The organism is Arthrobacter sp. NPDC055585 (assembly GCF_053619115.1).
Window position 1 is genome coordinate 66,007 of the sequence record NZ_JBSHIT010000011.1, and the last position, 21,556, is coordinate 87,562.

General features: G+C 64.9%; 18 protein-coding genes. 14 read left to right on the forward strand and 4 right to left on the reverse strand.

Annotated elements, in window-relative coordinates:
* Positions 1-2: 2 nt before the first annotated feature.
* From ACWGQ2_RS16595 to ACWGQ2_RS16605, 3 genes are all read right to left on the reverse strand, one after another.
* Positions 3-857, reverse strand: coding sequence for a fumarylacetoacetate hydrolase family protein (locus tag ACWGQ2_RS16595; RefSeq protein WP_452019224.1), 855 nt, complete (start codon positions 855-857; stop codon positions 3-5).
* Positions 857-1,885: a cupin domain-containing protein gene (locus ACWGQ2_RS16600; RefSeq protein WP_452019226.1), complete on the reverse strand. Its 1,029-nt coding sequence runs from the start codon at positions 1,883-1,885 to the stop codon at positions 857-859. The genes ACWGQ2_RS16595 and ACWGQ2_RS16600 overlap by 1 nt, the downstream gene beginning before the upstream one ends.
* Positions 1,886-2,001: 116 nt before the next feature.
* Positions 2,002-2,943, reverse strand: coding sequence for a LysR family transcriptional regulator (locus tag ACWGQ2_RS16605; protein WP_452019228.1), 942 nt, complete (start codon positions 2,941-2,943; stop codon positions 2,002-2,004).
* 111 nt (positions 2,944-3,054) lie between these two features.
* Here ACWGQ2_RS16605 and mdlC point away from each other — a divergent pair, with 111 nt between their 5' ends.
* The 13 genes from mdlC (at position 3,055) to ACWGQ2_RS16670 (ending at position 19,282) form a co-directional block, all read left to right on the forward strand.
* Positions 3,055-4,638 (forward strand): benzoylformate decarboxylase, encoded by a 1,584-nt coding sequence (mdlC, locus tag ACWGQ2_RS16610; protein WP_452019230.1) that lies wholly within the window; start codon positions 3,055-3,057, stop codon positions 4,636-4,638.
* Positions 4,639-4,646: 8 nt separating this feature from the next.
* Positions 4,647-5,762 (forward strand): ABC transporter ATP-binding protein, encoded by a 1,116-nt coding sequence (locus tag ACWGQ2_RS16615; protein WP_452019232.1) that lies wholly within the window; start codon positions 4,647-4,649, stop codon positions 5,760-5,762.
* Entirely contained in the window at positions 5,759-7,576 is a 1,818-nt protein-coding gene (locus tag ACWGQ2_RS16620; RefSeq protein WP_452019234.1) for an ABC transporter permease, read from the forward strand. The genes ACWGQ2_RS16615 and ACWGQ2_RS16620 overlap by 4 nt, the downstream gene beginning before the upstream one ends.
* A gap of 72 nt (positions 7,577-7,648) precedes the next feature.
* Positions 7,649-8,752, forward strand: coding sequence for an ABC transporter substrate-binding protein (locus ACWGQ2_RS16625; RefSeq protein ID WP_452019236.1), 1,104 nt, complete (start codon positions 7,649-7,651; stop codon positions 8,750-8,752).
* A 126-nt stretch (positions 8,753-8,878) separates the two neighbouring features.
* Positions 8,879-10,240, forward strand: a complete 1,362-nt coding sequence (locus ACWGQ2_RS16630; protein WP_452019238.1) for an MFS transporter — start codon at positions 8,879-8,881, stop codon at positions 10,238-10,240.
* A 65-nt stretch (positions 10,241-10,305) separates the two neighbouring features.
* Positions 10,306-11,493 carry an acyl-CoA dehydrogenase family protein gene (locus tag ACWGQ2_RS16635; RefSeq protein ID WP_452019240.1) on the forward strand — a complete coding sequence of 396 codons (1,188 nt, stop codon included), beginning with the start codon at positions 10,306-10,308 and terminating at the stop codon, positions 11,491-11,493.
* Positions 11,494-11,518: 25 nt separating this feature from the next.
* Positions 11,519-12,898: an MmgE/PrpD family protein gene (locus ACWGQ2_RS16640; RefSeq protein ID WP_452019242.1), complete on the forward strand. Its 1,380-nt coding sequence runs from the start codon at positions 11,519-11,521 to the stop codon at positions 12,896-12,898.
* Positions 12,895-14,040, forward strand: a complete 1,146-nt coding sequence (locus ACWGQ2_RS16645; RefSeq protein WP_452019244.1) for a citramalate synthase — start codon at positions 12,895-12,897, stop codon at positions 14,038-14,040. Before ACWGQ2_RS16640 ends, ACWGQ2_RS16645 begins: the two co-directional genes overlap by 4 nt.
* The gene (locus tag ACWGQ2_RS16650; RefSeq protein WP_452019246.1) at positions 14,037-15,269 is read left to right on the forward strand and encodes a CaiB/BaiF CoA transferase family protein; all 1,233 of its coding nucleotides are present in this window, start codon (positions 14,037-14,039) and stop codon (positions 15,267-15,269) included. Before ACWGQ2_RS16645 ends, ACWGQ2_RS16650 begins: the two co-directional genes overlap by 4 nt.
* Positions 15,266-16,069, forward strand: a complete 804-nt coding sequence (locus ACWGQ2_RS16655; protein WP_452019248.1) for an enoyl-CoA hydratase/isomerase family protein — start codon at positions 15,266-15,268, stop codon at positions 16,067-16,069. The genes ACWGQ2_RS16650 and ACWGQ2_RS16655 overlap by 4 nt, the downstream gene beginning before the upstream one ends.
* 8 nt (positions 16,070-16,077) lie before the next feature.
* Positions 16,078-17,568 carry an aldehyde dehydrogenase family protein gene (locus ACWGQ2_RS16660; protein WP_452019383.1) on the forward strand — a complete coding sequence of 497 codons (1,491 nt, stop codon included), beginning with the start codon at positions 16,078-16,080 and terminating at the stop codon, positions 17,566-17,568.
* Between the two features lie 52 nt (positions 17,569-17,620).
* Entirely contained in the window at positions 17,621-18,475 is an 855-nt protein-coding gene (locus tag ACWGQ2_RS16665; RefSeq protein WP_452019250.1) for an IclR family transcriptional regulator, read from the forward strand.
* Between the two features lie 63 nt (positions 18,476-18,538).
* A complete protein-coding gene (locus ACWGQ2_RS16670) occupies positions 18,539-19,282 on the forward strand; it encodes an IclR family transcriptional regulator (RefSeq protein ID WP_452019252.1) in 744 nt (247 codons plus the stop codon).
* A 27-nt stretch (positions 19,283-19,309) separates the two neighbouring features.
* On the opposite strand, the gene ACWGQ2_RS16675 is transcribed toward ACWGQ2_RS16670, so the two are convergent.
* Positions 19,310-20,521 carry an FAD-dependent monooxygenase gene (locus tag ACWGQ2_RS16675; protein ID WP_452019254.1) on the reverse strand — a complete coding sequence of 404 codons (1,212 nt, stop codon included), beginning with the start codon at positions 20,519-20,521 and terminating at the stop codon, positions 19,310-19,312.
* 257 nt (positions 20,522-20,778) lie between these two features.
* On the opposite strand from ACWGQ2_RS16675, the gene ACWGQ2_RS16680 reads away from it, so the two are divergent.
* Complete coding sequence (locus ACWGQ2_RS16680) at positions 20,779-21,555, forward strand: electron transfer flavoprotein subunit beta/FixA family protein (protein ID WP_452019256.1); 777 nt, start codon at positions 20,779-20,781, stop codon at positions 21,553-21,555.
* Position 21,556 lies beyond the last annotated feature (1 nt).

Here is a 21,556-nt window from a genome sequence, read left to right on the forward strand (position 1 = left end):
CGCTAGCTGCGGGCAACCACCGGCATGGTCAGCTCCCCGACCTCGGGGATCGTCAGCACTACGGTTTCGCCGGGCAGGATCTGGCCGACGCCTTCGGGTGTGCCGGTCGCGATGACGTCGCCCGGCTGCAGAGTCATCACCTCGGAGTACACCTCAATGAGCTTGGCAATCCCGTAAATCAGGTAGGACGTGTTGGAACGCTGGCGTTCTTCGCCGTCCACCGTCAGCCAGAAATCCAGGTTCTCGGGGTCCGGGACTTCATCTGCGGTAACGATGTACGGGCCCAGCGGAGTGAAAGTGTCGAACGACTTCCGGAAGGACCGGTCCTCCTCGCCGCGGAGGGTGATGTCCAGCAGAGGTGTGTACCCGAAGACGTAGTCCAGCGCGTCCTTGGCGGAAACCCGGCTGGCGGTCCGGCCGATGATCACACCAATTTCAGCCTCATGGTCGAACCGCCGGTCCTCCCAGGGCAGCTCAATCGCTCCGTCCGGACCGACGATGGAAGTCACTGCCTTGAGGAAGCCCTTGCGCACCTCTGCGGTGAGGATCTTGCGGTCGGTGTAGACGCCGTTTTCGCCGCCCATTTCCTGCTGGTGCTTGTGGTAGTTAACCGGTGCGGCAAACAGGTTGCGGGGACGCGGCTGCGGAGCACGCAGCGTAACCTCGGCCTCCGGGATGCCCCCGCCGGCGGCTACCCGCTTGGCGGCCGGAGCCTGAAGCGAAGCCCAGCCGGAGATCAAGGCATTCATCCGTTCATCTGCCGAAGTATGCGGCGGAAGCAGATCCGTGAGATCAACAACCGTGCCGTCTTCGGCCAGGGCACCGATGAGCTGTTCGTTGAAGACGCAAACCCGCATTACTTCGCCCCCTGCTCACGCCAGAGACCCAGTGCCGTAATGGCCGGACGATCGGTATAGGAGAAAAGCACGGTGTCCTCATCTGTGTGGTTGTGGTGCGAGTGTTCGTACCAAAGGGGAATGGCGAGCGTGTCGCCCTTTGTCCATTCGATCTTCTGGCCGTCCACAATGGAGTATCCGCTGCCGCTGACCACGTGGTAGACGGTGCTGTGCGTGTGCCGGTGGGACAGAGTGTCCACACCCGGCCGGATCAGCTGGAGGTAAGCGGAAATGGTGGTCATGACCGGCCCGCCGGTGACGGGGTTCTTGTACTCGACGATGATGTCATCGTACGGGTCGCCGTCGCCGTCGCGCAGGTAGTCAAGGGCAGCCATGGCATCGGCCAGCTTGTACACAAGCGGCTGCTGCAGCTGGTGGGGCTCGCCGTAGGTCTTGGCCAGCATGCCTTCGATGTATGCCGCCGGCATGGCCTTGTCCACGGGCTGTTCGATTGCGGACTCATCAATGATGTACTGGTTCAGCCGGCTGATCAGCGGGGAATCCAGGCCGTCCAGCCAGATCATGGGACCCTCGCCCTCATGGCCGTGCTCATGCCAGTGCAGCGACGGCGTGAGAAGGAAATCTCCCACTTCCATGGGCACCCGCTGGCCGTTCACCACGGTGTAGGCGCCTTCGCCTTCCACAATGAAGCGCAGGGCCGAGGGAGTGTGGCGGTGCGGAGGTGCCACTTCGCCGGGCATTACCAGCTGGAGGGCTGCCCAGAGGGAATCGGTGGCACCGGTGCGCTGGTCCGGTCGTGAGCCGGGGTTCCGGAATCCCAGGACACGGCGCAGCGCATCCTCCAGGGGCACAACCTCGCCGGCGCGGACCATCAGTTCCCGGGCCTGCTCGTAGCGCCAGATGTGGGGTACCAGGTTCGTTTTGGCTTCGGAGCCAATGCCGCCCATCAGCTTCCATAGCGGGGAATAGTTGTTCTCAGCCAACTCGGCGTAGAACGCCTCATCGGCGGTGACTGTCTCGGTCGTCATCACGGCTCCATTCTGCAGGACAGACTTTAATTCCGCTTACTAGAATGTTGCAGCCGTCACTCTTCCGTCAAGGGGCCTCTCGCTGGGTGAAATTGCGTCACGCCGCGACACAGGGCTCAGGCAAAGCCGCCGGCAACGCGGACACTGTTGGCAGCCGGGCTGTGCCGGGCCTGCACCGAGGAGGTGACGGTGTTGCGGAACCACTCCATCTCGGCTGCGGGCAGTTCGCGCCGGAGGGTGTAGATGGCCACCTGGGTTACCGGCAGGTCATATGGAAGGCGGAAGACGCGGAGGTTGTGGCGCCGCGTCAGCCGGCTGGCCACGCCGGCGGGTGCATAGGAGATCAGGTCGCTGCCCTCCAGGAGCTCCGGAAGTGAACTGAAGGTGGGAATGACCACCGAGACCCGCCTGTTGATGCCCAGTTCCCTCACCCGTGCATCCAGGGCCGTGTGGCCCGTGGAGGTGGCAACCGCTACGTGTTCCTCACCCTCATAGGTACCAAGCGCCGGCTCCTCTGAGATCCGCGGATGGTCGGCGGCGCACAGCCCCACGTATTCCTGGTTGAAGAGCACGTCCCTGCGGATGTCCGACTCGTCCAGCCGGGTGGTGCAGATGGCGGCGTCAGCGGCCCCGGTGCGCAGGTCATGCAGCACGGTGGCGAGGTTCAGGGAATCGATTTCGAGAGTCACTCCGGGCGCCTCGCTGCGGACGGACCGCAGGATCGAGGGCAGCAGCCCGCTCACGCCCGCGTCGGTCATGCGCAGCCGGAAGCGGCGGGTAGAGGTCCGGGGCTGAAAATCCCCGGGGGGTTCCATGATGTCATCGAGTGATTCAAGGACACGGCGGAGCTTGGGATAGAGTTCATGCGCTGCCGGCGTGGGTTCCAGTCCCTGGCCCTTCCGCTGGAAGAGCGGGTCCCCGAAGTGTGACCGAAGTTTACGCAGCGTGTAACTGACGGACGGCTGGCTGATGAACAAACGTTCGGATGCATGGGTCACGCTGCCGGTCTCGTAGACGAGTACAAAAACACGGAGCATGCCGAGGTCATAGGTGGCCATCACCTGACTATAAGTAGTGTCTATGTCGGCATCAAGTATTCATTGTTTGAGTTTATGTTCAGGTCTCCTAGGGTGATATGGAACACATTCACCAAAATCAAAGGGATCCACATGGCGGCGACAAACCGCGAAGCAGCATATGAGTTGCTGCGTCGAAAGGGGATGACAAAAGTCTTTGGCAACCCCGGATCAAATGAGCTCCAGTTCCTCAAGGACTTTCCCGCGGATTTCCACTACATCATGGGACTCCACGAAGGCGCCGTAATGGCGATGGCGGACGGCTACGCCCAGGCTTCGGGTGAAATCCCACTGGTAAGCCTGCACTCTGCCGCCGGTACCGGAACGTCCATGGGCGTACTGGCAAACACCGTCCAGTCCAAGTCTCCCGTGGTTGTGCTCTCGGGCCAGCAGCTCCGGGACATGGTTGGCCAGGAGATCATGGTGAGCAGCGCCAACGCCGCACTGCTGCCCCAGCCGATGACAAAGTTCAGCGCCGAGCCGCTCTCGGCAAACGACGTCGTCCGCACGCTGGCACAGGCAATTCACCTGGCGGGAATGCATCCCAAGGGCCCGGCACACGTCTCGATTCCGCACGATGACTGGGACCACCCGGTAGACGACAACACGCAGATGACCATCTCCAGGACGGTCCAGGATGCGCTCACGCTGGCACCCGAACAGCTTCAGGAACTGACTGCCCTGCTGGACCAGGCGGTCTCGCCGGTACTGGTACTGGGGCCGGAGGTTGACGCCACCTGCTCCAACGACGTCGCAGTAGCCCTGTCGGAACGGCTCGGCGCCCCGGTCTGGATCGCCCCCTCGCCCGCCCGCTGCCCCTTTCCGACGGACCACCCGCATTTCGCGGGCCTGCTGCCAGCCAACGTAGCGGACATTTCCCGGCTCCTTTCCCGGCATGACCTGGTCCTCGTGGTCGGTGCGCCGGTCTTCCGCTACCACCACGACAAGCCGGGAAGCTACCTTGCCGAAGGCACCCGCCTGGTCCACGTAGCCCAGGACCCGGACGAACTGGCACGGGCACCCTTCGGCGATGCCTACCTGGCACCCGTGGCGGACACGCTTACCGGGCTGGCCGAATCGGTCCGTCCCCGTCCCAACACCACTGTTCCGGCGCGGCGCATTCCGTCGCCGGGGATCGACAGGCCCGGCCGTATGCACCCCGATACGGTGTTCCGGGCCATCCAGGAGACCGGACCGGACAACCTCATCCACGTTGTCGAGTCGACGTCCACGGCTGAGTCCTTCTGGGCGCACGTTCAGCTGCGGACGCAGGGCTCCTTTTATTCAGCGGCCGCAGGCGGTCTCGGTTTTGGCCTCCCCGCCGCCGTCGGGATCCAGCTGGCCCAGCCCGGACGCCGGGTTGTCGCCGAGATCGGCGACGGTTCCGCAAACTTCGGCATTACGGGCCTCTGGTCCGCCGCCCGCCACAAGCTTCCGGTGGTCTTTGTCATCTTCCGCAATGAAACATACGGAGCCCTGGTCAATTTCGGCCGGCGTCTCGACACCCTCGGAACACCTTCCTTCGAGCTTCCGGGAATCGATTTCGTGGCCATTGCAAAGGGCTATGGAGTCCGGGCTGAATCGGCAGCCACCGAGGCCGAGCTTCGCGACGCACTGACCCGGGCCTTCAGCGCCCAGGAGCCGGTGCTGATCGAGGCGTTCACTTACTTCGAATAGGCAGAACAATGAAGATTACTATCGAAAACCTCCAGCTGCGGTACGGCAAGTTCACCGCAATCGATAACATGAACGTCGAAATCGGGGACCGCGAATCAGTGGTTCTGCTGGGTAAATCCGGCTGCGGAAAAACCAGCACCATGCGCTGCATTGCCGGCCTCGAGCAGCCCACTGCCGGCCGCATCACCATCGGAGACACGGTGGTCTTCGACGCAGAGGCCGGGATTAACCTTCCGCCCAACAAACGCAACGTCGGCATGGTGTTCCAGTCCTACGCCGTCTGGCCGCATATGACGGTCTTCGAGAATGTGGCCTACTCCCTGAAAATCCAGGGAATCGGCAAAACTGAAATCAAGCAGCGGGTCCATGAGGTCCTGGAGCTCGTTGGCCTGGAGGACTTTGCCGGCCGCGGCGCCAGCCTGCTCTCCGGCGGCCAGATGCAGCGTGTGGCCCTGGCCCGTAGCCTGGTGATGCGCCCCGACGTCCTGCTGCTCGACGAACCCCTCTCGAACCTGGACGCCAGGCTGCGCGACCGTCTGCGCATCGAACTGCGCGAAATCCAGCTCCAGCTGGGTTTGACCACGGTGTACGTCACCCATGACCAGCAGGAAGCCTTCGCACTCGCCGACCGGATCGCGCTGATGCAGGACGGCATCATCGTCCAGATGGAAGATCCCACGTCCATGTACCTGGAGCCGGCGAGCGCGTCCATTGCACACTTCCTCGGCGTCTCCAATGTGCACCGCGTGGATCCCGCCGCGGGGGGTAAATGGACCATCTCAGGCAGCAGCCTTGTTCTGGACTCAGCCGGCGCAGCAGATACACAGGGGGAGGACCTGCGGGCTTGCTTCCGCAGCGAGGACCTGCTGCTTTCGAGCACCGGCGCTGCAGGGGCAAACAGCTGGCGGGGCACCGTAAAGGTAGCCAGCTTCCAGGGCAGCAGCATCCGCTATGCCGTTGATATGGGAGCGGACGTGACCGAGCTCGATATCCTGGCACCGCTCGGAGCCGCTGAGCGCTTCTCGCCCGGACAGGAAGTATGGGTGACCATCAGGCCCGAGGCTGTGCAGGTTCTTCCGCAGAACCCGGAGCCCCGGCAGCTCGGCGCGGCGGTGGCAGCATGACCGCCACGCTTCCCTCAACCACGTCGAAGCCGAACACGTCCCCGGACGGCGGCTCAGCACCAAAGCGGGAGAGCCGGACCCCGGCTCCCTCACGCCGCCGGCGCGGACTGGTGGCACTGAAGAACCTCCGGCGGGAAATCCCCAGCGGCATTCTTGGCGTGCTGCTGTTCTTCCTGATCATCCTGCCCATCATCTTTATTGTCATCGCGGCGTTCTCCACCGCGGTGCCGCGGCCGGGCAACACCCAGGTAGGCACCTTCACCTGGGCGAACTTCGGAATCCTGGGCACCCCCGAGGGAGTCCAGAGCATCATCAATTCCCTGATCATCGGAGCAGGCGCAGGCATACTCTCCCTGCTGATCGGGGCGCTGCTGGCCTTCATTGCCGCGCGGACTGACGCTCCCTGGAAGCGGTTCATCTACATCACCGGCATTGCGCCGATGTTCCTGCCCGCACTTGTGGGCGCCCTGGCTTGGTCCATCCTGGCCAGCCCCAGCGCCGGCCACCTGAACCTCTTCCTGGACGCCATCGGGATCGGCGGATCGCTGAACATCTACTCCTACGGCGGAATCATCTTCGTCCTGGGGCTCTACTACGCACCGTACGCATTTATGCTCACGTACAGCTCCTTCTCGATGATGAACGCTGACCTGGAAGAGGCGGCATCGGTTCACGGTGCCAGCCTGGGACGCCTGTTCCGCACCGTTACCCTGCCGCTGTCCATCCCGGCGCTGGCAGGTGCCGCGATCCTCTGCTTCACGCTCGCCATGGAGAACTTCCCGGTCAATGCGATTCTTGGCAACCCTGCCGGCATCGAGACCCTTCCCACCTACATCTACCGGCTGATGGCCGGTGACTCCCGTCCCAACGCCGCGGCCGGCATAGCCATTGCCCTCACGGTAGCCGTGGTGGCAGTGACCTGGCTGCAGCAGAGAGTGGTCAACCGCAAACGGTTCACCACGATGACCGGCAAGGGCAACCGCCCGCGCACGATCCCGCTGCGCTGGCTTCGCTGGGTGGCCACAGGCTTCGCCGCGGCATACTTCGCGCTGGCCGTTGTGCTGCCGGTGGGGGCCCTCGTCTTCACCGCCATGGGCGAAAAGACCTACATCAGCCGGTTCTCGGACCTCTTCGGCGGTTTCTCCGCGCACCGGCTGGTCCAGGCCGTCAGCCAGGCTGACTTCCAGCAGTCGACGTGGAACTCGATCCTCATGGCACTGTGCGCCGCTGCCGCCGGCACCCTGATTGCCTTCATGGCCTCCTACGTACGGTTCCGTACCACTTCCAAGGCCGGGCAGCTGCTGGAACAGGTTTCAATGCTTCCGCTGGCCATCCCGCAGGTGGTCCTGGGCATGGGCATCCTCTGGGGATGGCTGACCCTGCCGCTTCCGGTCTTCGGCACGCTCCTGCTGCTGGTCATTGCCACGGTGGCAGTGAACATGCCGCAGGGGTACCGCAGCATCTCCTCGTCGATGCTGCAGATGGACGGCGACCTCGAACACAGCGCCGTCATGCTCGGTGCAGGCCGGCTGAAGGCGGTCCGTGACATCACCATTCCGCTGATGCGCACGGGCATGGTGTCCACGCTGCTGCTGCTGCTCATGCTGGGACTGCGGGAGATGAGCGCCATCCTCTTTGTCTACACCTCGGATACCCGGGTGCTTTCCATCCTGGTGTTCCACAGCTTCGAGAACGGCAGCATCAGCTACTCCGCGGCAATCAGCCTGGTGTTCGTCCTGCTGATCGCAATCGTGGCGATCGCCACGCAGATCATCGGCATCCGCGAAAAGAAGTTCAAGGAACCCGCCAACTAAGTCCCGGTGCCGGGACGTGAAGACGCGGCCCGGCCCGCCTAGCAATGACGCTAAACAACGAAAGGCTCATCCATGAAGAAGCGCACTGGCAGCATTGCCTCGCTTGCCGTTCTGATGCTGACGCTGACCGCGTGCGGTTCCGCGTCTGCCAACTCCGTGGTCACGGACGCAGCAGAGGTGGATACCGCCGGCGGCAGCCTGGTGATCAACGGGGAACAGATTGCCGACCAGGAAACCTATGAAGCGGCCAAGGAACAAACCCTCACCGTTTACACCGGCTACCAGGAAGCCAACCAGCACGTCCTGAACGAAGCGTTTACCGAAGACACCGGCATCAAGGTGGAATTCGTCCGCGACGTGACGAACAAGCTCTCCGAGCGGGTGCTCTCCGAAGCCGGCGCCGGGCAGCTCGGTGCAGACGTGCTGATCACCTCCGACTACAAAGTGGCCAACGGCTTTGACGAAGCCGGAATCTGGGACAGCTTCGTTCCGGCTTCCGTAGAGGATCTGCCCGAGGTCCAGCACAACGACGGCAAGTTCGTCACGTTCGCCAACGTTCCCGTCACGTTCGCCTACAACACGAACAACGTCTCGGAAGAAGATGCACCCACCTCCTGGAAGGACCTGCTCGATCCGGCCAACGAAGGCAAGATCGGCATTGTCCAGGGCAGCGCCGGCGGCTCCTCGATTGCACTGAACCGGTTCATCCAGGAAGAAGTCGATCCGGACTACTGGACCAAGATGGCCGCCCTCAAGCCCACGGTCTATGACAGCGGCGGACAGCGCCAGGAAGCCCTGGCCCGCGGCGAACTCAACGTAGCCACAGCCGGTACTGCCGCAGTGAATGTTGCCATCACGGAGGACGGCGCCCCGATCGAGTACGTGGTGCCTGAGGAGGGAATTGTGCTGTTCAGTTTCTTCGCCGGCCGGACGGCTGACAGCAAGAACCCCGAAGCCGCCGAGGTGTACCTGAACTATGCGCTTTCCGAACGCGGACAGTCAGTGATCCGTCAGGTGGGGGACTACTCAGTCCGCGCGGACGTGGACCCGCCCGCCGCTGCCGGCCGGGATCTGCCGCGGCTGGATTCAGACCAGGTCTGGCTGATGCCGGCTGAGGATGAACTGACCTACGCCTCTGAGGACGCAGCACTCTGGCGCGCCGCCTTCGGGCGCTAGCGTTTCGGCCGCCGTCCCAAACGGGACTGTGTCCTGATTAGTATCCATAAGCCAAAGCCCGGCACGGATTCCGTGCCGGGCTTTGGCCTGCCTTTCCCCGGCCCGCATCCGTGATTGGACACCAGCATGTCAGCCGTTGCCGCCGCCCCGCTGCCCCAGGGGCATCCCTTTGCCGCACTTCGCCACCGTGGCTATGCCCTTTTCTGGGGTTCTGCCCTGGTCTCAAACACCGGCACCTGGCTGGGCAACCTGACCGTCCCCTACGTGCTGTACCAGGCCACGGGCAGCGCCTTCTGGGTGGGGCTCGCCGCGGCGGCCCAGTTTGGTCCGGCGCTGGTGCTCTCCCCGCTGGGCGGACTGCTGGCAGATTCAGTGGACCGGCGGGTCCTGCTGCTGTGGACCCAGGTCTGTCTGGGAGCCGCCGCGCTGGCGATGTGGGTGCAGTGGGCCTCGGGCCTGCATTCTCCGGTCCTGCTGATCACGCTGCTGACGATCTCCGGTGTGTTCAACGGGCTGAACAACCCGGCATGGCAGTCCCTGGTCAACGATCTGGTGCCCAGGCAGGACGTCATCTCCGCCGTCACGCTGAATTCACTGCAGTTCAACCTGGCCCGTGCGCTGGGCCCCGCCCTTGCCGGTGTCCTGCTCGCCACTCTTGGCGCAACCTGGGCTTTTTTCCTCAACGCGGTGTCCTTCAGCGTGGTGGTGGTGGCCCTGTTGTTCGTGCGGGCGCACCGGGCGGTGGCTAAACCGTCCAGCCGGCAGGGTTTCGCCGCTCAGTGGCGCGAGGCAGCGGTGTACCTGGCATCCAGCCGTCCGCTGCTGCTGGCCGTGGCGCTGTGCTGCCTCGTGGGCATGCTCAGCAACCCGATCTTCAGCATGACCGTGGTTTTCGCCGAGACGGTTTATCACACCGACGCCATTGGCCTGGGCCTGCTGACCGCGGCACTCGGCGCCGGGTCGGTTCTCTATGCGCTGGCCGGACTGCTGCGCCGGAGGCGTCAGCCGTCCTTTGCCCGCGCCGCGGTTCTGGGCGTCACTGCCCTGGGTGCAGGCCATGTCCTCCTCGGCTCGGTGTCCGCGATGGGATGGGGGATCGCAGCCGCCGTCCTGATCGGCGCGGCCTTCCTTGCCGCCATGTCCACCTTCAACTCCGTGATCCAGCTGCTTGCCCCGGACGCACTGCGCGGCCGGATCCTGGCGGTGCGGCACATGGTTTTCTCCACCTCCGTGGCTGTCGGCGCCCTGCTGGCGGGCGCCCTCACTGATGCGCTGGGGGTGCGGACCGCCTTCCTGATCCTGGGTGCCGGGCTGGCTCTTGCAGCGCTGATCCTGTTCTGCTTCCCGGGGGCCGCTGCCTTGCTGAACCGCGCCGCGTCTCCGGCGAAACCGCGGCCGCAGGCCAGTAAGGGACGCCGGAAGCTGCGGAATGTGCAAGGCCGGAAGCGGCAGCCCAAAGAAACTGCCGGACCGAATTCCACCCGGTGATACATCCGGTTTCACAGCGCCCCGGGCGCGGCTTCACTGGTCACAACACGACCTAAGGAGTAACCATGGCAGGCAACATCGAGTCCTCTGCATTTGGGCTAACTGAGGACCAGCTCGTCATCCGCAAGGCGATCGACGATCTGTGCACCCCGTTCGACAACGAGTACTGGCGCAAACACGACGCCGCCTCCACCTACCCGGAAGAGTTTGTGGATGCCCTCTATGACTCCGGGTTCATGAGCATGCTCATTCCCGAGGAGTACGGCGGCGGCGGTGCTGACATCCGCGACGCCGCGGTGGTGCTCGAGCAGATCGAACGCAACGGCTGCCACGCAGGCGCCGCCCGTGCCGGCATGTACACCATGGGTGCGATTCTCCGCCACGGATCACTGGAGCAGAAAGCCGAGTGGCTGCCGAAGATTGCCTCTGGCGAACTGCGTCTGCAGTCCTTCGGCGTCACCGAGCCGGATGCCGGCAGCGACACCACCCGCATCAAGACCTTCGCTGTGCGTGAGGGTGACGAGTACGTGGTCAACGGCAACAAGATCTTCATCTCCCGCGTCCAGCACTCCGACCTGCTGCTGCTGCTGACCCGCACCACCAAGCGGGAAGACGGGGTCAAGCCCACGGACGGCTTCACGGTGCTGCTGGTGGACCTGCGCAAGGCCATCGAAAACGGCCAGATTGTTGCCACGCCCATCAAGACGATGGTCAACCACGAGACCAACGAGCTGGCCATCCGCAACCTGCGGGTGCCCGTTGCCAACCGCATCGGCGAGGAGGACAAGGGGTTCCGGGTGATCCTCTCCGGCATGAACTCCGAGCGGGTGATTGTCACCAGCGAGTACATCGGCGCAGGGTTCCACCTGCTGGACCGCGCCGTGCAGTATGCAAACGAGCGCGAGGTGTTCGGCCGCAAGATCGGCCAGAACCAGGCACTTCAGGTTCCGCTGGCCCGGGCCTACGCCCAGCTCCAGGCAGCTTCGCTGATGCGCTGGCGTGCCGCCGAAATGTATGCCGCGGGGGAGAACCCGCGCTTTGAAGTGAACGGTGCGAAGCTGCTGGCCTCAGAGGCGCTCTGGGCGGCGGCTGACGCGGCGTTCGACACCTTCGGCGGGTACGCTGCCGCTGAGGAATACGGCATCGAACGCAAATGGCGGGAAGCCCGGCTGCCGCGCACCGCACCGATCAGCAACAACCTGGTGCTGGCCGGCATTGCGCACGGCACTCTCGGCCTGCCGAAGTCGTTCTGACGCCTTGGCCGAGTACTCAGCGGAGATGGGCGCCACCGAGGTTCTTGCGTCCTATGCCGTGTCCGGTGCCCCGGCTTCCTCGCTCCACCGCGCGGAGGTAGCCAGGGCCCTTGTGGACACAGTGGCCGTGACCCTGGGCGGGGCGGGGTCGCCCGGCGAGCGCATCCTGCGCACCTGGGCCCGGGCCGAGTCCCCGTCAGGCCCCGCCACCGTCTGGACCACAGGGGAGAAGACCTCGGCGTCCACCGCGGCCCTGGTGAACGGGACGGTGGCACACCTCCTGGATTTCGACGACATCTCCCCGTCCATGCCCCTGCACCCAAGTGCCGTGCTGATGCCGGCGCTGGTGGCGGCAGCAGAGGCATGGGGTGGTGCCGCCGCTGAGCCGGAACGTTTTATCTCTGCCTATGACGTGGGCGCGGCAGCATTCCGCGCCCTCGCGGAACTGCTGCCGCAGCATGTCCACTACGGCCGGGGCTGGCACAGCACGTCCACCATCGGCAGGCTTGCCGGGACAGCTGCCCTTGCCCATCTGGGGCGGCTTGACCTGGATTCAGCCCGCCATGCTCTGGGTCTGGTGGCCTCCCTGGCCGCGGGGTCACGGCCCAACTTCGGGTCCATGACCAAACCGCTGCACGCCGGGGCGGCCGCCCGCGACGCCGTTATGGCCGTGGAGCTGGCCCGGGCCGGGTTCACCTCGAACCCCCAGGAGCTGGAATCGCCCAATGGGTTCCTGGAACGCTACGGCGATCCGCAGCTTGCTCCGGTCGGTTCCGCAGCCCAGACTCTGGACGAGCGCCTGGAGTACTGGACGGAAGCCTGGGTCCATGACTGGGGACTCAAACGCTACGCCAGCTGCTACGGGACGCACCGCGGCATAGACGCCATGCTGCAGATCCGGGCGGAGAAGCCCCGCAACCCGCCGGTCTCCATCCGTGCCACCCTGCACCGGAGGGGCAGCAGGCCGCTGCGCCGCACTGCACCGGCGTCGGGCACTGAAGCGAAGTTCAGTCTCGAGTACGTGCTTGCTGTGGCCTACCTGCGCGGTGAAGTCACCTTGGATGACTTCACCGACCGCGCCTTCGCGGATGAGCAGGTCCAGAAGCTGATGCGGACGGTCAGCGTGGGGGAAAGCGATGAGCCGCCGGTCGGACCCGCCGAGTACGCCACGGGCTTCACGGTTGTTGAGGCAGTCTTCCCGGACGGTTCCACCACCGCCGCACGGGTGGAGATCACCCACGGCCAGTACGCGGACCCGCTGACGGATGAGGAGCTCCGCGCAAAAAGCATCGACTGCGTGCTGGCCGGCGGCTTTCCGGCCGAACTGGCAGACCAGATCATCGAGGTGGTCCTGCAGTCCCCGGGACCGGACTTCACCTCCGTCATTTCAGGAAGGAACCAATGAGCAACGGCAGGCCCACTGTCCTCATCCAAGAGGAGGGGATGCGCGAAGGCATGCAGATCGAAAGCCGCGACATCCCCGTCGCCGCAAAGATCCGGCTGCTGGACGCGCTGTCACGCACCGGTTTGAAGCGCATCATCGTCGGGTCATTTGTGAGTCCCAAGTGGACCCCGCAGATGGCCGAGGTGGAAGCAGTGATCGACGGGTTCACTCCGGCAGAAGGGGTGGAATACTCCGCGATCGTGCTGAACCGCAAGGGTGAGGAGCGCCGGGCGGCATACGCCGGCAAACTGACCCTCCCGGACCCGGCGCTTGGACGCATCAAGGTCCACCTCTGCGATGTTTTTGTACGGCGGAACGCCAACCGGAGCCAGCAGGACGAAATCGATGCCCTGGAAGCCTCCGTCGCCTCCGCACAGGCAAAGGGAATCACCCACGCAGAGATCTCCATCAACGCTGCCTGGGGCTCCAACTGGCTTGGCGAGTTCAGCGAAGACGAGCGGATGCGGCTGCTGCAGCTGCAGTACGACGCGTGGACTTCCGCGGGAATCCCGGTCACCCGGATTCAGATCGGCGACCCGATGAGCTGGAACACGCCGGCAGCCATGCGTTCGATGATGCGCCGAGTGACCAGGACCTGGCCCGATGTCCGCAACTACCATCTGCACCTGCACGACGCCCGCGGCATGGCGTTGCTCTCGGCCTACGTGGCCATGGAGGAGCTGGATGAGCGGCACACCCTGCTGATAGACACCGCCATCGGCGGCATGGGCGGCTGCCCCTACTGCGGCAACGGCCGCGCCACCCGGATGATCCCTACCGAGGACTTTGTGCATCTGCTCGAATCCGAGGGAATCGAGACCGGAATCGACCTGCCCCTGCTGATCGAAGCGGGCAAGATCGCCGAGGAAGTGGTGGGGCATCCGCTGTGGTCCAAAGTGACGGCGGCAGGTCCCCGGCCCTATGGAGCCGACGTGTACCCGATGGACATGCCGTTTATTGAAACGTTTGAGGAAGCCCAGCATTTCCGCCTGGGGCCGTCCGTTTACGAGGGCGCACTCTCGCCCTGGCGGGAGCCGGTGCGTTCCCCCGTGCGGGACGACTACGAAGCACGGCTGAGCACAGCAGAGGAGAAGGCATCATGAGCGTCAACGGATCGCTGGAGGGAATCCGCATCATCGAGATCGGCACCAGTGTGGCGGTGCCGTACGGCTGCCAGATCCTGGCCGACTTCGGCGCCGAGGTGATCAAAGTGGAACGCCTCAACGGGGGCGACGACGCCCGCACCTGGGCGCCGCTGAGCGGCGGCATCTCCATCACCTTCCTTTCGCTGAACCGGAACAAGAAGTCGGTGGTACTCAATTACAAGGACGAACGCGGTGCCGAACTCCTGGAAGAGCTTCTCGGTACCGCCGATGTCCTGGTGCAGAACCTGCGCCCGGGCGCCCTGGCAGCTGCCGGCTTCTCCTGGGAACGAATCCGGGAAATCAACCCGCGGCTGGTTTACGTGGAAATGACGGGCTACGGACGCACCGGCCCGCGCCATCAGCAGCCGGCCTATGACGCCATGCTGCAGGCTTACGCCGGAGTGGTGGCAATGACCGGATCCGACGACGGCCCTCCGGCACGCGTGCCGCTGTCCATGATGGATATGGGCACCGGCATGTGGCTGGCGCTGGGCGTTTTCGACGCCCTGCGCCGGCGTGAGCAGACCGGTGAGGGTACCCATGTGGAGGTCTCGCTGCTCCAGACGGCCCTCGCCTGGGTCAATACCCCGCTGATGTCCGTTGCCGCAGGGAGCCCGGTGCCCGAGCGCCTGGGTTCCGGATTCCGCGGCAACGTGCCCAACGGTGCTTTCCCGGCGTCAGACGGCTACGTGTTCCTTTCGGTTGGCAACAACGAGAGTTTCTACCGGCTGCTGGATGCCCTGGAAGCCGGGCATCTGCGCGATGAACCGGGGTTTGAGGACAATCTGGCCCGGGTGGCCAACCGTCACACCGTCAATGAGCGGCTTGGCGAGGCCACATCCAAGTTCACGATGGAGGACCTGCTGGAGCGCCTGGACCGTGCGAAGGTGCCTCATTCTGCGGTCAACACCCTGGACCGGGTGCTGGCCGATCCGCAGGTGGAAGCCCTGGCCCAGCTCGAGGCCGTGCGCCATCCCCGCCTGGGCGAGGTCACCATGGTGAACACGCCGATCACCTTCAACGGGGAGTATCTGGCCCACCGCCGCACCCCGCCGGAACTCGGTTCGGACACCGCCGAAGTTCTTGGCGCACTGGGGCTCACCGCAGAGCAGATTGACGGGCTGCTCGCTGCCGGCGTCATTGAGGCCGCAGCGGGATCCACAACAGGTGAAGGAGAGAATTCATGAGCGACGGACTGATTGCCGGCAGCGCTGACGAGGTCCTGTATGAGGTCCGGGACCAGGTTGCCTGGATTACCATCAACCGGCCCGAGCGCCGCAACGCGATCAGCCGGCATACCGTGCAGCTGCTCGTCCAGGCTTTCGTCGAGGCCGAGGAAGATCCGGATGTCTGGGCCGTGGTTATCACCGGAACCGGTGACAAGGCATTCTGCGCCGGCGGTGACATGAAGGAAATGGACAGCGTGGCACGGGCCGGACGCCAGGTTCATACCCCGATGACCGGCCAGTACCGTGCCCTCCTGGAAGTAATCCTGGAGACGTACAAACCCGTGATCGCCGCCATCAACGGCCATGCCCTCGCGGGCGGGTGCGAGATAGCCCTCGCCTGCGACATCCGCATAGCCGTTGCCGGATCCACCGTGGGCCTCACCGAAGCGCGGCGGGGGATGGGCGCCAACTTCGGCTCCGTGGTGCTTCCCCGCCTGATTCCCCGGGCCCTGGCGATGGACATGCTCTATACCGCCCGGATGGTGCCGGTGGAGGAAGCCCAGCAGATCGGCCTGGTGAACAAGGTGGTATCCCGCGAGGACTTCGAGTCGGAGGTGAAGAGCTACGTTGCAGGCATCGTCGCAAACTCGCCGGTATCACTTCGGCGGTACAAGGAGATGGCGGTGAAGAGCTGGGGCCTGCCGGTCAGCTCGGCACTGCGCCTGAACGTGGGCCCGAATCCATACACCAGCGAGGACCGCGCCGAAGGGGTCCGTGCCTTCCTGGAAAAGCGCACCCCGCAGTGGAAGAACAGGTAGGAAGAATGATGGATGTGCTTGATGCAGGGGCCGGGACGCAGCGGCTGCCGCTGGGCGGCACGTGGAGCGCAGGCGGGGGAACCGGGCTGCAATCCAGGGACGCTGCCACAGGCGAGGTGCTCGCCGAGCTGGGCACCGTAACGGCGGAAGAAGTACGGGACGCCGCCGCCGCGGCCGCCGCGGCACAGCGGAAGTGGGCGGCACTGCCGCCGGCAGCGCGTGCCGGGGTGCTTCAGCGCGCCGGCGAACTGTTTTCACAGCACACGGATGAGATAACCCCCTGGCTTGTCCGGGAGAGCGGGGGAACGTGGGCCAAGGCCGCGACAGAGGTGTTCGCTGCAGTCGCCGAATGCGGTGAAGCAGCCGCCCTGCCGACCCATCCGCACGGGCAGACCCTGGCCACCAACAAGGCACGGTGGTCTTTCTCGCGGCGGATCCCTGCCGGGGTGGTCTCGGTCATCTCTCCGTTCAACTACCCGCTGACGCTCGGAATCCGGTCCGTGGCTCCGGCGCTGGCCCTGGGGAATGCGGTGCTGCTCAAGCCGGACCCGCGCACCTCCGTCAGCGGCGGCGTCCTGATCCAGCGGATCTTCGAAGCGGCGGGGCTGCCTGCCGGGGTGCTGCAGGTCCTCCTTGGCGGTTCCGAGATTGGTGCCGCCGTGGTGAACGCGCCGGAGGTCCGCATCATCTCCTTCACCGGTTCCACGGCGGCCGGCCTGAAGGTGGGCGAAGCTGCAGCAGCACAGATGAAGCGGGCGCACCTGGAACTTGGGGGCAACAACGCAGTCCTGGTGCTCCCGGGCGCTGACACGAAAGCCGCGGCGGCTGCCGGGGCTTTTGCCTCCTTCCTGCACCAGGGCCAGATCTGCCAGGCAGCCGGCCGGCACCTGGTGCACGAATCCCAGGCGGAGGAATACACCGCGGAGCTGGCGAGGATTGCCGGTTCGCTGGTTGTTGGAGATCCGTACCGCGAGAACGGGGTACAGATAGGCCCCGTGATCGACGCCGGACAGCTTGCCGCCGTCAGCGCGATGGTGGACGCCTCTGTGGCGGCCGGTGCCGAGGTGCGTGCGGGGGGCCGGGCGGAAGGCAGGCACTACCTGCCCACCGTGCTGGCCAACCTGGATCCGCAGATGCCGGTGTGGCGGGACGAAATCTTCGGTCCGGTGGCGCCGGTGCTGGTCTACCGCAGCGTGGATGAAGCAGTGGAACTGGTCAACGCCAGCCCGTACGGGCTGTCCGTGGCCGTGCTTGGAGACGCCGGCACCGCGATGTCGGTGGCGGACAGGATCAGAAGCGGCGTTGTGCACATCAATGAACAGACAGTGGGAGATGAGGCCACCGCGCCGTTTGGCGGTATGGGTGCATCCGGCAACGGCGCCCGGTTTGGCGGGGCGGAAGCCAATTACGAGGCGTTCACCGAGACACAATGGGTCACAGTACGTCCAGCCATTGAGACCTACGCCGTGCCGTCCGGCCAGGCTCCGCTCAACGGATAGAATCGCCGGGTGGCGGGCCGAAACGGCCGGTAACAGGATAGACGGAGATTTTATGGCGGGCAGCGGTATTGCGGACCAGAACGATGACACAAAACGGTCCGTTCTGGGCAGGGCATTTGAGATCCTGGACTGTTTCGAGGGCGGACAGGAAATGACCGTCGCCGGAATCTGCGAACGGACCGGCCTGCCTCCTGCCACTGTCCACCGTATGCTCGCTGCCCTGGTGGAGTGGGAGGGCGTAGAGCGCCTTGCCCGCGGCCGCTACCGGCTCGGTGCCCGGATCTGGCGCCTGGGGGTGAGCGCCCCGCAGATCCGCCGCCTGCGGGAACTGGCACAGCCGTATCTGGTCAATCTGCACATGGCAACGCGCGGAACGGTGTACCTGGGCGTCAGGGACGGCCAGGACGCCGTCTTTGGGGACCGGATTACCCGGGTCAAACCCACCGCAGCATCCTCCTTCGTGACCCGCCGGATGCCGCTGCAGAGTACGGCAGGCGGCCGGGTGCTGCTGGCCTACAGCGACGATGCCTGGCGCCGTATCCAGAAGGAAGCGGCGGAGGAAGCCGCGGGATATGGTTCCGGACTGCCCGACGACGGCGCGTCCGCAGGCGCCCGGCCTGCGGACGGACTGGCCGCACTGGGCCATGAGCTGGCAGTTATCCGGGCCCAGGGCTACGGGGTAATGCGTGACGACGGACTGCCCGGACGCACTTCCGTAGCTGCGCCCGTCTTTGGCGAACTCGGGACCGCGGTGGCCAGCCTGACCGTATCCTTCCCGGAAACCCGCATCCCGGAACCCCGTACGATTCTTCCCCAGGTCCTGGGAACGGCCAGGGCGATCAGCGCGGACCTCTCCCGGCACTCGCTGCCCGGGGCCGGAGCGGCCGGCGGGGATTCGTCGTACTGAGTTTTCCGGCGACATCGGCCAGAATCACGTTCTGCAGGGCGAGATCCCCGCTATGGTCGAACTATGACTGTCAAGAAGGACGAGCCCACCTATCCGATCGGGTCCGTGGACAAGGCACTGCGCCTGGTGGTCCTGGTCTCCGAGCATCCGTCCGGAATCCGGATAGGCGAGGCCGCCGGCACGCTCGGCGTGGCTCCTTCCACTGCGCACCGGCTGCTGCAAATGCTGGTGCACCGCGGGTTCGCACGCCAGGATCCGGAGACAAAGGCCTATTATCCGGGGGAGACCCTGGACCGTCTTTCGGACCAGCGTGAGCGCGCACGCCAGGTGGCCCGTCCAATTCTTGCGTCCCTGGTCGAGGAGTCCGGCGAGACGGTGCACCTGTGCATTCTTGATGGCTGGTCTGCCCTGACCATTGCCTCTGTGGAGAGCCCGCACCTGCTGCGGGTCGGGAACCGTGAGGGCCACGCCCAGCCGGCCGTGCGCAGCGGCATGGGCCGGGTCCTGCTGTCCGGGAAGGACGCCCCGGTGCCTCCGGCAGTGCTGGAGTCTGCCGGCGTGGATCCGGAACGCTTCGAAGCACATTTGGCGGAGGTTGAGGCCAACGGGTATCTGCTGCAGCACGGTGAAGTGGAGCATGGGGTCAGCGCCCTGGCCGTTCCGGTGTACAGCCGCGACGGCGAATCGGTGGACTACGCCATCGGGCTCACCTACCCGACCGGAAGGATCCCTGAAGAATCGCTTTCCCCGCTGGTGGATCACATGAAAAAAGCAGCGGTGCAGCTCGCGAACGAACTGCACCGCTGACGGTTTCGGGCCGGGCCCGGCGGCAGGCTAGACCGGGTAGCGGCGTTCCTGCGGCGCACGGTCAAGCGGCATGAACATCCAGTCCAAGTTGGAGTAGTCCTTGGGATCGTGGTCCCGGAAGACGTAGTTGCGCATGTTCCGGGCGACTCCCTCGATGTGGAAGAGCTCTCCGGCGGCGCGCGCCAGGCGCTGGATGTTGCCGGCATGCTTCAGGCGGCGGTCCTGGTATGCCGTGAAGGCTTCCTCGACGTCGTCCGTGCGGGTGAGTTCTTCCGAGATCGCGATCGCATCGTCGATGGACTGGGCACCGCCCTGGGCCAGGTACTGCAGCATCGGATGGGCGGCGTCGCCCAGCAGTGCCACGCGGCCGTTCACCCATACCTCTGCCGGTTCGCGGTCATACATGGGCCAGCGGATGTCCCTGCTCAGGTACTGCCCGGCGTTCTGCACGGCGTCGCAGCACACCGAGAACCGGGCATCCAGTTCTTCAGGGGTTCCCCAGTTGTCATGGTCCGGTGAGTACGCATCCGACTTGAAGACAGCCACGTTGTTGTACAGCTTTCCGCCGCGGAGCGGGTACTGGATCAGGTGCATGTTCGGGCCGAGCCAGCAAAGCACAGCGGGGGAGGACGTGACGTCTTCGCCCACGGCTTCAATGGGAACAGTGCCGCGGTAGGCCACGTACTTGGAGGCAACCAGGCCGTCATCCACGATCGCGCCGCGCAGGTTTGACCGCACGCCGTCGGCTCCGATGACGGCATCCGCGATGTACTCCGCACCCGCCAGTGTCTTGACCAGGACTGTTCCGTCAGCCTGGTTGGCCGCGCTGAGAACCTCGGCGTCCGTTACCAGCTGCACCCGGCCGCTCTCCTGGCAGGCTTCCAGAAGTGCTGCATGCAGGTCGGCCCGGTGGGTGACGATGTACGGGTATCCGTAGTGTTCCTCGAACTCCTTGCCCAGATCGATGGTGGCGATGGTCTGGCCGGTCACCGCATCAATGTAGATTTTCCGCTCCGGAACGACGGCGTCCCGCTTTACCTTGTCCAGTACTCCCAGACGGTCAAGGGCGGACAGGGCGTTCGGGGCGAGCTGGATGCCTGCACCCACTTCCGCGAATTCGGGGGCACGTTCCAGGACAAGGACGTCCTTGCCGTTGCGTGCGAGGCCGGCGGCGGCGGCAAGTCCGCCGATCCCTCCGCCTGCCACCAGGGTCTGGACCTTTGTTGGCTCTTGCGTCATGACTTTCTCTCCTCCGGTGCCGAATCGGCAGCACCCGGTCGGGACCACGATTCTCAACTGATTCTGTAAGGTGGAACGGTATTCGTTTATACAGAATATGGAGCAGGGGATGCCGCGTCAATGGGCGGATGCGGCACTATCAGCCAGTGAGAGGACGGGTACTGCGCCGGCGTTCGGCCCCCTAGGCTGTCAGCGATGAGATCGAGGTGTTGCCCGCGGGATGGGAGCCCCAAGCATCCGCAGACAAAGGAGCCGTAATGAAAATCGTTGTCCTGATCAAGGAAGTCCCTGATACCTACGGGGAACGCAAGCTGTCCCTGGAGACAGGGCTGGCGGATCGTGCAGCCGGTGACGCCGTGCTGGATGAAATCGGCGAGCGGGCGGTGGAAGCCGCCCTTGCCCACGCGGACAGTGATCCGGAAACCGAAGTCGTCCTGCTCTCCATGGCTCCGGAGACGGCAAACGCGACCATCCGCAAGGGCCTGGCCATGGGAGCCGGATCCGCTGTGCAGGTGGCTGACGAGGCACTGCAGGGTGCCGACCTGGGGCTGACTGCCGAGGTGCTCGCCGCTGCGGTGCAGCGAATCGGTGCTGACCTGGTGATTACCGGCAACCAGTCCACTGACGGGTCCGGCGGGGTGATGGCAGCGATGGTCGCCGAACGTCTTGGCCTGCCCCAGCTGACCAACCTCTCCGAGGTGGACATTTCGGCAACGGAAGTGTCCGGTACCCGGGTAAGCGACGCAGGTGTGGCGCGCGTATCTGCCGCGCTGCCTGCCGTCATCTCCATCACCGACGCAATGCCTCCCGGCCGCTTCCCCAACTTCAAGGGCATTATGGCCGCGAAGAAAAAGCCGTTCGAGGTGCTCACCGCAGCAGAGCTTGGTGTTGACGCCGAGCGCCTGGACATCCCGAGGTCCATCATGACGCGCGTAGACACGCGGCCTGCCCGCGGGACCGGCGTCAAGATCGTGGACGAAGGCGACGGGGGCCGGCTGCTGGCGGAATTCCTACTCGAAAACAAACTTGCCTAAA

Excerpts from the sequence above, each read along its gene's own strand:
- ACWGQ2_RS16635 (WP_452019240.1), top strand. The coding sequence starts at position 10,306 with ATGGCAGGCAACATCGAGTCCTCTGCATTTGGGCTAACTGAGGACCAG.
- ACWGQ2_RS16660 (WP_452019383.1), top strand. The coding sequence starts at position 16,078 with ATGGATGTGCTTGATGCAGGGGCCGGGACGCAGCGGCTGCCGCTGGGC.
- ACWGQ2_RS16670 (WP_452019252.1), top strand. The coding sequence starts at position 18,539 with ATGACTGTCAAGAAGGACGAGCCCACCTATCCGATCGGGTCCGTGGAC.
- mdlC (WP_452019230.1), top strand. The coding sequence starts at position 3,055 with ATGGCGGCGACAAACCGCGAAGCAGCATATGAGTTGCTGCGTCGAAAG.
- ACWGQ2_RS16615 (WP_452019232.1), top strand. The coding sequence starts at position 4,647 with ATGAAGATTACTATCGAAAACCTCCAGCTGCGGTACGGCAAGTTCACC.
- ACWGQ2_RS16605 (WP_452019228.1), bottom strand. The coding sequence starts at position 2,943 with ATGGCCACCTATGACCTCGGCATGCTCCGTGTTTTTGTACTCGTCTAC.
- ACWGQ2_RS16665 (WP_452019250.1), top strand. The coding sequence starts at position 17,621 with ATGGCGGGCAGCGGTATTGCGGACCAGAACGATGACACAAAACGGTCC.
- ACWGQ2_RS16650 (WP_452019246.1), top strand. The coding sequence starts at position 14,037 with ATGAGCGTCAACGGATCGCTGGAGGGAATCCGCATCATCGAGATCGGC.
- ACWGQ2_RS16655 (WP_452019248.1), top strand. The coding sequence starts at position 15,266 with ATGAGCGACGGACTGATTGCCGGCAGCGCTGACGAGGTCCTGTATGAG.
- ACWGQ2_RS16620 (WP_452019234.1), top strand. The coding sequence starts at position 5,759 with ATGACCGCCACGCTTCCCTCAACCACGTCGAAGCCGAACACGTCCCCG.
- ACWGQ2_RS16675 (WP_452019254.1), bottom strand. The coding sequence starts at position 20,521 with ATGACGCAAGAGCCAACAAAGGTCCAGACCCTGGTGGCAGGCGGAGGG.
- ACWGQ2_RS16680 (WP_452019256.1), top strand. The coding sequence starts at position 20,779 with ATGAAAATCGTTGTCCTGATCAAGGAAGTCCCTGATACCTACGGGGAA.
- ACWGQ2_RS16595 (WP_452019224.1), bottom strand. The coding sequence starts at position 857 with ATGCGGGTTTGCGTCTTCAACGAACAGCTCATCGGTGCCCTGGCCGAA.
- ACWGQ2_RS16630 (WP_452019238.1), top strand. The coding sequence starts at position 8,879 with ATGTCAGCCGTTGCCGCCGCCCCGCTGCCCCAGGGGCATCCCTTTGCC.
- ACWGQ2_RS16600 (WP_452019226.1), bottom strand. The coding sequence starts at position 1,885 with ATGACGACCGAGACAGTCACCGCCGATGAGGCGTTCTACGCCGAGTTG.
- ACWGQ2_RS16625 (WP_452019236.1), top strand. The coding sequence starts at position 7,649 with ATGAAGAAGCGCACTGGCAGCATTGCCTCGCTTGCCGTTCTGATGCTG.
- ACWGQ2_RS16645 (WP_452019244.1), top strand. The coding sequence starts at position 12,895 with ATGAGCAACGGCAGGCCCACTGTCCTCATCCAAGAGGAGGGGATGCGC.
- ACWGQ2_RS16640 (WP_452019242.1), top strand. The coding sequence starts at position 11,519 with ATGGGCGCCACCGAGGTTCTTGCGTCCTATGCCGTGTCCGGTGCCCCG.